Annotated in this window: 9 protein-coding genes and 1 pseudogene; 1 reads left to right on the top strand and 9 read right to left on the bottom strand. The window is 69.3% G+C overall.

Going from position 1 to position 8,797, the window contains the following annotated elements:
• Positions 1-229 (top strand): hypothetical protein (locus B2J86_RS18025; RefSeq protein ID WP_216842433.1); only part of this gene is annotated, 229 nt, incomplete at its 5' end.
• Between the two features lie 7 nt (positions 230-236).
• Here the strand turns inward: B2J86_RS18025 and B2J86_RS17830 are convergent.
• The 9 genes and pseudogenes from B2J86_RS17830 to B2J86_RS17790 form a co-directional block, all read right to left on the bottom strand.
• Positions 237-1,310 carry an NAD(P)/FAD-dependent oxidoreductase gene (locus tag B2J86_RS17830; protein ID WP_173026287.1) on the bottom strand — a complete coding sequence of 358 codons (1,074 nt, stop codon included), beginning with the start codon at positions 1,308-1,310 and terminating at the stop codon, positions 237-239.
• A 49-nt stretch (positions 1,311-1,359) separates the two neighbouring features.
• Positions 1,360-1,689, bottom strand: a complete 330-nt coding sequence (fdxA, locus tag B2J86_RS17825; RefSeq protein WP_169170664.1) for a ferredoxin FdxA — start codon at positions 1,687-1,689, stop codon at positions 1,360-1,362.
• Positions 1,690-1,810: 121 nt separating this feature from the next.
• The gene (locus tag B2J86_RS17820) at positions 1,811-2,401 is read right to left on the bottom strand and encodes a DUF488 family protein (RefSeq protein ID WP_173026286.1); all 591 of its coding nucleotides are present in this window, start codon (positions 2,399-2,401) and stop codon (positions 1,811-1,813) included.
• A gap of 69 nt (positions 2,402-2,470) precedes the next feature.
• Positions 2,471-3,838 carry a sulfate adenylyltransferase subunit 1 gene (locus B2J86_RS17815; RefSeq protein ID WP_173026285.1) on the bottom strand — a complete coding sequence of 456 codons (1,368 nt, stop codon included), beginning with the start codon at positions 3,836-3,838 and terminating at the stop codon, positions 2,471-2,473.
• Between the two features lies 1 nt (position 3,839).
• Positions 3,840-4,772, bottom strand: a complete 933-nt coding sequence (cysD, locus tag B2J86_RS17810) for a sulfate adenylyltransferase subunit CysD (RefSeq protein ID WP_173026284.1) — start codon at positions 4,770-4,772, stop codon at positions 3,840-3,842.
• A 224-nt stretch (positions 4,773-4,996) separates the two neighbouring features.
• Positions 4,997-5,749: pseudogene (locus B2J86_RS17805) on the bottom strand (phosphoadenylyl-sulfate reductase); the annotation flags it as partial.
• Positions 5,749-6,129 carry a DUF934 domain-containing protein gene (locus tag B2J86_RS17800; RefSeq protein ID WP_173026282.1) on the bottom strand — a complete coding sequence of 127 codons (381 nt, stop codon included), beginning with the start codon at positions 6,127-6,129 and terminating at the stop codon, positions 5,749-5,751. The gene B2J86_RS17800 and the pseudogene B2J86_RS17805, both read right to left, overlap by 1 nt.
• Positions 6,130-6,157: 28 nt before the next feature.
• Positions 6,158-7,990: a nitrite/sulfite reductase gene (locus tag B2J86_RS17795; RefSeq protein ID WP_173026281.1), complete on the bottom strand. Its 1,833-nt coding sequence runs from the start codon at positions 7,988-7,990 to the stop codon at positions 6,158-6,160.
• Positions 7,991-8,253: 263 nt separating this feature from the next.
• Positions 8,254-8,797: FAD-dependent oxidoreductase (locus B2J86_RS17790; RefSeq protein ID WP_173026280.1), on the bottom strand; the 544-nt coding region annotated here is incomplete at its 5' end.

Here is an 8,797-nt window from a genome sequence, read left to right as displayed (position 1 = left end):
TTGGTTAGAATACCGGCCTGTCACGCCGGGGGTCGCGGGTTCGAGTCCCGTCCACTCCGCCAGAGTTTGTCGATTTTTGGGTGGTGCGCAGCGTTTTTTCGCGCGCAGAGACCGCGATTCACAGGTCGAATTCAAAGCCGCAACGGTGCACACCGTTGCGGCTTTTGTTTTTTCTGGCCAGGCAAGCCAGGATGTTAGTGAAATCTGCGGCCGGCGGACCGCGCAGTGACGGCGCTTCAGGCCTTGGTGTCCGCAGCCGCCACACCCAGGCGCTGCTGCAGGCGCGCGCTGCTGGTGGTGTATTCGAGCGGGATTTTTTGGCCCGCCAGCCGCTCGGCAGTGGCAAAGGCCGCCAGCGTGGCCTCGTGGAAGCCGCACAGGATCAGGCGGCGTTTGCCGGGGTAGGTGTTGATGTCGCCCACGGCGTGGATGCCGCTGACGCTGGTGGCATAGCTGGCGGTGTCCACCACGAGCTGCTTGCGTTCCATCGCCAAGCCCCAGTCGGCCAGGGGCCCCAGGCGGGGCGACAGGCCCAGGCGCACGAGCAGCAGGTCCAGCGGCACGCGCCGGGTGCTGCCGTCGGGTGCCAGCAGCTGCAGCGCAGCAAGGCGCCCGCCGTCCTGTTCGGTGCCGGTGATCTGGCCGATGGCGACCTGGATGCGCCCGGCGTCGCGCAGTGCCTGCAGCTGCTCCAGCTGAGCGGGCGGTGCGTCGAACACATCGCGGCGGTGCAGCAGCGTGAGGCTGGCGGGCGGCGGCTCGGCCGTCGCACAGTCCAGCACCTGTGCCACCGCGGGCTCGTCGCCGCCGTGCACGACCACATGGCGACCCGCGATGGCGGCCCGATCGTCCAGGCGATAGAGCAGCTGTGTGCCTTCAAAAACGTCGATGCCCGGCACCTTGAGCGCGCGCGGCACAAAGGCGCCGACGCCGGCCGCGATGAAGACGGCGCGCGCCAGCAGCTGCGTGCCGCGCGAGGTCCCGACGAGAAAGCGCCCGTCGGCCTGCGCTGCGAGCTGCGCCACCGATTCGCCCAGGTGCCATTGCGGCGCAAACGGCGCAATCTGCTGCTGCAGGCGCTCGACCAGTTCGCGCCCGCTGCAGTGGGCGATGCCGGGAATGTCGTAGAGGGGTTTGTCGGCGTACAGCTCAATGCACTGGCCGCCGGGCTCGGGCAGGGCATCGACCACTTGCGCCTTGAGCCCCTGCAGGCCGAGCTGAAAGACCTGGAACAGGCCGACCGGGCCGGCGCCGATGACGACGGCGTCGGTCTCCAGCGGCGCAGTGGCGGGGGCGCGGGCAGTGCTCAAGCGGTGCAAGCCGGTGGGGGCGCAGTGCGGTGCGGCAGCGCAGCGGCGCTCAGCGCACCAGGTCCTTGACCTTGCCGGGCTGGCCGTTCCATTCGTCGGCCTCGGGCAGCGCGGCCTTGCGCTTGGTGATGACCTTCCAGCCGGGGGCGTTGGTCAGGTCGGCATTGAGCTTGATGAAGGCCAGCTCGGTGGGGGGCAGGTCTTCCTCGGCAAAGATGGCGTTGGCCGGGCATTCGGGAACGCACACGGCGCAGTCGATGCATTCGTCGGGGTTGATGACGAGCATGTTCGGGCCTTCGACAAAGCAGTCGACGGGACACACATCCACGCAATCGGTGTATTTGCACTTGATGCAGTTTTCGGAAACAACGTGGGTCATGGTTTTTTCTAAGGCGGTGAATAAGTGAAATTTTAAGGGTTTGCACCAAGCGCCTGCGGTGCTGCCCTGCGGGGTGTGGTGGCTCTGCGCCACCAGCCGCTGCGCGGGACGCGGCGGGCCGTCATCCGGGGGGCTGCGCCGGGTACACCAGGCGCTGGTCGGCGGGCGCGGCGTGCGGCTCCTTCAGGCGGGCGCCCGCCGTGAGGTGGGCCGCTTCGGTGCGGCCCGCGTTGAGGATGTGCTGCACCGAGCGCCCGTGCAGCAGCAGGTAGTCGGCAATGATGCGGCGGTGGCAGCGCCACCACACCGCCTCGGCGCACATCACCGCGCAGCGCTCGGTGCGGCTGCGCGCCAGCAGCGCGTGCAGGCCCGTGGCGAAATCGCTGCTGGCCAGCGCGTAATCGGCATAGCGGCGAAAGCTGTCGTGGGTCCAGAAGCCGTTGGGCGACGGCTCTCCCGCTGCCAGCGTGCGACCGCGCCGTCCGCCCAGCGCGGCCATGTGCACGTAGGCTATGCCATCGGCCGCCAGCGCGGGCGCCAGGGCCTCGGCGTTGAACTGCGGGTAGCGCCGCGAACCGGTGAGCTTGCGCACATCGACCACGCACTGCACGGCGTTTTCCTGCAGCAGGGCCAGAAACTCGGCGTGGCTGCGCGTGGAGTGGCCGATGGTGAAGATCGGCTCCAGCGGCGCAGTGGTCGGTTCAGCCGGCATGGGCACAGGGTGCCGCAAATGCACGGGCGCCGCCACCGCTGCGGTCCAACACCGGTGTGCTGCCGCGGGTCATGCCTGCAGCAGCACGGCGGCTGCCGTGCGGTGGCTCGCGGTGTCCACCAGAATCAGCGACCCGAGCGTGCGCGAGCGGCCAAACGGCGCCACCGGCAGGGGTTCCTGCAGCACCAGCGCGGCGTGGCCGATGGCGTTGGGAGCCAGTTCGGTGGCCGGCTCCTGTGCCAGGGTATGGACATTGAGGCGGTGCACCACGCGCTGCACCTTGGCCTTGACCCAGCGGTGGCCATGCAGCGCCCAGTACACGCGCCCGGCCACCAGCGGCTCGTCGTCCATCCAGGCGACGGTGGCGGTCAGCTCGCGCTGCGCCTGCCAGGCGGGCGTGCGGGCAGGGGCGTCGAAGCCGTCCGCGGCGCTGGCCGCTGCCGTGGACGCGGCGACGATCCAGTCGCCGCGCGAGACATCGACCTCGCGGTCGAGCACGATGCCGGCGCTGTGGCCGGCCGACACCTCGCCGGGGCGGCGCACGCGGTCGAGCACCTGGGCCACGGTGGCGGCCTGGCCGCTGGGGAAGACCTGCACTGCCGCACCGGGCGTGGCGCAGCCTGCGGCCACGCGGCCCCAGAACACGCGCCGGCCTTGCGAGGTGTCACTGGAGGCCGAGAACTTTTCGACCCACTGCACCGGCAGCGCCAGCGGCAGCGCGCTCTCGGCCGGGGTGCCGGGCAGTTCTTCGAGCAGTTGCAGCAGGCTCGGGCCGGCATAGCCGCACCAGCCGGGGTGGCGCTCCACCACGTTCCAGCCCTTGAGGGCCGAAACCGGCACGGTGGCGGTCACGGTGATGCCCGCATCCTGCGCGAACTGCAGCAGCGCCGCGCGGATGTGCTTGAAGGCCAGCGCCGGGTCCTGCACGGCGTCGAGCTTGTTGACCGCGAACACCAGGCTGGGCACGCGCAGCAGGTGCACCAGCAGGCTGTGGCGGCGCGTCTGCTCGAGCAGTGCGAGCGCGGGCGAGTGCCAGTCGAGCTTGGTGGCATCGACCAGCACCACGGCGGCGTCGGCCTGCGACGCGGCGGTGACCATGTTGCGCGTGTACTGCGCGTGGCCGGGGGCGTCGCCAATGATGAATTTGCGCGACTCGGTGTTGAAGTAGCGGTAGGCCACGTCGATCGTGATGCCCTGCTCGCGCTCGGCCGAGAGGCCGTCGGTCAGCAGGGCCAGATCGGTCTCGCCCGCGCGCTGCACGCCGGCGAGGTGGTCTTGCAGCACCGCTTTGCTGTCCACCAGCAGGCGACCGATCAGCGTGCTCTTGCCGTCGTCCACGCTGCCGCAGGTGATGAAGCGCAGCGCGGAATCATGGTCATTTTGGCCTGAAATGCTTGCTGTGATTGCGCTGGCAGCTATCAAATTGTTCGTTTTCATCTCAGAAGTACCCGTCTTTCTTGCGCTTTTCCATCGAGGCGTCGGAGGTCTTGTCGTCCATGCGCGTGGCGCCGCGCTCGCTCACGTCGGCGGCCAAGGTCTCGAGCACGATGTCGCCGGCCGTGGCGGCCAGGCTCTCGACCGGGCAGGTGCAGGTGACGTCGCCGACAGTGCGAAAGCGCACGCCGCGTGTCTGCACCTGCTCGCCCTCGCGCGCCGGGGTCAGCGCTGTCACGGGCACCAGCAGGCCCTTGCGCTCGACCACCTCGCGCGGGTGCGTGTAGTAGAGCGAAGGCAGGGCGATCTGCTCGCGCTCGATGTATTGCCACACATCGAGCTCGGTCCAGTTGCTGATCGGGAACACGCGGAAGTGCTCGCCCGGTTGCAGGCGCGTGTTGAACAGCGTCCACAACTCGGGCCGCTGGTCCTTGGGCTGCCATTGGCCGAAGCTGTCGCGGTGCGAAAAGATGCGCTCCTTGGCGCGGGCCTTTTCCTCGTCGCGGCGCGCGCCGCCGATCAGCGCGTCGAAGCGGAACTCCTCGATCGCTTCGAGCAGCGTCACCGATTGGTGCACGTTGCGCGACTCGCCCGGGTGCGCCAGCCGCACCGTGCCGCGCGCCATCGAGTCCTCGACGCTGCGCACGATCAGCTCGGCGCCCAACTCCCGGGCGCGCAAGTCGCGGAAGTCCGTGACCTCGGGGAAGTTGTGGCCGGTGTCGATCATCAACAGCGGGTACGGAATGCGCCCGGCGCCAAAGGCCTTTTCGGCGCAGCGCAGCATCACCAGCGAATCCTTGCCGCCCGAGAACAGCAGCGTGGGGCGCTCGAAGGCGGCGGCCACCTCGCGCAGGACGAAGATGGTTTCCTCTTCGAGCGCATCGAGGTGGCGGTTGCTGAGCTGGTTCAGCGCAGAGAAGTCGGTGCGGGCGTTCATGCAAGGGCTTTCGGGATTGGGGCGGCGGTGTCGTTGGGGGGGCGGCCAGGCGCGTCGGTGGGTGGTTTGACGTGAAGGCCGCATTCCTTGGCGGTTTCATCGTGGCTGCGGCCGGACGCTGGCGCGTCCTTCACGTCGCCTGCGGCGACATGAGCCTGCGCCGAAACTTCGGACGCACTGCCCGCGCTGTGCGCAGGCAGCGGCGCTGTCGCGCCGGAATGCGGCTTGACATGCAAGCCGCATTCCTTGGCGTCTTCGTTTTCCCACCACCAGCGTCCCGAGCGGAAGTCTTCGCCCAGGCTGATGGCGCGCGTGCAGGGCGCGCAGCCGATGCTCGGGTAGAACTGGTCGTGCAGCGGGTTGTAGTCCACGCCGTTCTCGGCGATGCAGTGCCAGACGTCGCCCCAGGTCCAGTCGGCCAGCGGGTTGAACTTGGTCAGGCCCTTGCTCGCCACTTCGCTGGTGTCGACCAGCGGCACCTCAGCACGGGCGTTCGACTGCTCGCGGCGCAGGCCGGTGATCCAGCCGGTCTTGCCGGCCAGCGCGCGCGCCAGCGGCTCCATCTTGCGGATGCCGCAGCAGGACTTGCGCAGTTCGATGCTGTCGTACATCGCGTTCTGGCCATGCGTGCGGATGAACTGGACCACGGCGTCGAACTGCGGCCGGTAGACGGTGATGGGCGCGCGCGAGTGCGCCTGCGTGCGCTCCAGCAGCGCCAGCGTCTCGGTGTGCAGCGCGCCCGTGTCGAGCACGAACACGCCGATGTCGAGCTGCAGCGCGTTGATCAGGTGCGTGATGACGACGTCTTCCGCGCCCAGGCTGGAGGCCTGCGTGACCGCGCCCAGCTGCGCCGCCTCGCGCAGCACGGCGCAGGTCTGCGCGAGCTTCTCGGCATAGCCGGCGCTGGCGCGGGCGTGCACGGCGGTGGCCTTGGCAGCCGCGCCGCGCGCCAGCAGGGTCGGGCTGCCGGCCGTCATCACGCGGCCTTGGCGAAGTGCGGGCGCGGCTGCACTGCGTCGCCCTGGTAGAAGCCGTGGAAGCGGTCGAACTGGCGCTGCGCGTCGGCCGCGTCCACGCCGTCCCTGAGCACCGCCACGTCGAAGCCGCAGCGCGCCATGTGCACCAGCTGGTCGATCAGCACGTCGCCGGTGGCGCGGATCTCGCCCGTGAACTGGCGCCGCTGGCGCAGCAGGCGCGCCTGGCTGTAGGCGCGGCCATCGGTGAACTTGGGAAACTGCAGGTCGATGCGGGTGACGCCGGCCAGGTCGATGTTCAGCGGATCGGCGTCGTTCGGCAGTTCCAGCACTTTTTGGCCTGGAACGCTTGCCTGGTGTGCGCTGCTAGCTATTATTTTCATAGTCTTGGTCTCAAGGAGGCTGCCGCGCTCAAGCCGTTTCGGCCTGCGATATGGCATGGCGCGCAGCGTGGGCGGCGGCCTTGAACGGGTCCATGCCAGTGCGGCGCAGGGTTTCGATGAAGGTTTCGGTGCGCTGGCCCTGGCTCTGGCGCAGGCGGCGGTAGGTGTCGAGCACGGCTTCGATCACGTCGGGCACCTCGGCGGCCGAGAACGACGGGCCGACCACCTTGCCGGGCAGGGCCGGGCCGCTGCGCGTGCTGCCGTCGGCGCCGCCGAGCGTGATCTGGTACCACTCCTTGCCGTCCTTGTCGACGCCGAGAATGCCGATGTGACCGCTGTGGTGGTGGCCGCAGCTGTTGATGCAGCCGCTCATGTTCAGGTCAATGGTGCCGATGTCGTGCAGCTCGTCCATGTCCTGGTAGCGCTCGGTGATCGCGCGCGCGATCGGCAGCGAGCGCGCATTGGCGAGCGAGCAGAAGTCGCCGCCGGGGCAGGCGATCATGTCGGTCAGCAGGCCGATGTTGGCCTGCGCCAGGCCCAGGCGCTTGGCCTCCTGGTAGAGCGCGGGAAGGTCGTTGACATGCACCCAGGGCAGCAGCAGGTTCTGCTGGTGCGTGACGCGCGCCTCGCCGGCGCTGAACTGCTCGGCCAGGTCGGCGGCGGCGTCCAGCACCTCGGCGCTGGCATCGCCCGGCGCGGCGCCGGGGCGCTTGAACGACAGCGTGACGGCGCGCAGCTCGGGGCGCTGGTGCGCGGCCACGTTGCGCTCGAGCCAGCGGTCAAACGCCTTATCGCCGCGGGGCAGGGCGGCCACCGGCGCGCCGACATGGCGTGTGAGCGTGGGCGCGACGAAACAGGCCGCCACGCGGTCGTATTCGGCCTGCGTGATGGTGTGCGGGGCGCCGTCCTGCTCGACGATCTGGCGGTATTCGGCCTCGACCTGGTCGATGTAGCGCTGGCCCTCGGCCTTGACCAGGATCTTGATGCGCGCCTTCCAGGCGTTGTCGCGCCGGCCGTAGCGGTTGTAGACGCGGATCACGGCTTCGAGGTAGTTCATCAGCTGGTGCCAGGGCAGGAATTCGCGCACCACCGAGCCGATGATGGGCGTGCGCCCCATGCCCCCGCCCACGCGCACCTGGAAGCCGATGCCGGCCAGCGGGCCGGATTCGCTCGCGGCCAGCGCCGCGTCGCGCACGATCTGCAGGCCCACGTCGTACCAGGGCGTGGCGGCGCGGTCTTCGAGGGCGCCGCTGATGGCGATCTTGAACTTGCGCGGCAGGAAGGCGAACTCGGGGTGCAGCGTGCTCCACTGGCGCAGGATTTCGCCGAAGGGGCGCGGGTCGGCGACCTCGTCGGGCGCAATGCCGGCGAGCTCGTCGGCCGTGATGTTGCGGATGCAGTTGCCGCTGGTCTGGATGCCGTGCATGTGCACGCTGGCCAGCAGGTCCATCACGTCGGCGCTCTTGTCGATCGGCACCCAGTTGAACTGCACGTTGGTGCGCGTGGTGAAATGGCCGTAGCCATGGCCGAGCTCGGAGCCGATGCGCTGTCCGTTCGACAGCGCGATCTCGCCCAGCTGGTCCTGCGTCGCGCGCGCGCGCAGCAGCAGCTCGGTGTCGGGCTGGTCGAACTCGCGCGCGATGCGTGCGAGCACGCGCAGCTGGTGGCTGGCGAGCTCGCCATAGGGCACGGCAATGCGCAGCATCGGCGCGTAGCGCTGGATGTACCAGCCGTTCTGCAGCCGCAGCGGTTTGAACTCGTCCTCGCTGAGCTTGCCGGCCTGCCAGCGTTCGAGCTGGTCGCGGTATTGCGCGGCGCGCAGACGGACAAAGTTTTGGTCGAATTCGGTGTATTGGTACATAAGGCCACTCAGTCGTGCATGGCGCGCACTTTAGAGGGCCTTCTTATGGAAGCAAACGATTGTTTTGTGCTTCCCTTATGCGCATAAGCATATGGTCGGGTGCCGCTATGGCAGGGCACCAGCCCGGGGCCATAGGCAACCACTGCAAAAAGAAGAGCTGCTTGCGCGCGTGTAAACAGGGTTTCAGGCACAAATGGCCATGAAACTGAGAGCACATATACGCTGACAGCTCCTGAATGGAGAGCGGCGACCTGTCCTGCAGATCAAAGCCGCTGCGTGGACAGCGCGCGCGCCAGCCGCGCGTCGAGCGGCAGCGGCTCGCCCTGCAGCTGCGCGGCCAGCAGCTCGCCGCAAAGCACGGCGCGCGTGAGCCCGCGCGAGCCCATGGCGGTGCAGACCCACAGGCCGGGCAGCGCCGCCGCGTCGACCGGGCCGACGATCGGCAGGCGGTCGGGTGAAGTGCAGCGCACGCTGGCCCAGGCGCGCACGGCCTGCGCACCGCCCGCTGCGGGGCCGAACGCCGCCTGCAGCGCCGGCGCGGCGCCGGGCAGCAGCTCCTGCAGCTGCTGCCAGTTGTGGGCGTGCGCGGCGGCGCGCTCGGCGTCGCTCAGCGGCAGGTGGTCGATGTCGCGCTCGAACGTCGAGCCCATGTGCCAGGCGTGGCCGCCCGCCACCGGCACATGGGCCACCAGGCCGCCATGGCCGTTGACCGGGAACGGCGGCAGGCCGGCGGCCGCTGCGCCTTGCAGGCCCCATGACAGCTGGCCGCGCACGGGTTGCAGCGGCAGGGCGGCGGCGCCGGCCAAG

Source organism: Acidovorax sp. SRB_14 (assembly GCF_012932145.1).
Lineage (GTDB): Bacteria > Pseudomonadota > Gammaproteobacteria > Burkholderiales > Burkholderiaceae_C > Simplicispira.
Note: the sequence above shows the minus strand (reverse complement) of the source record. Positions and strands in the feature narration are given on the sequence as shown.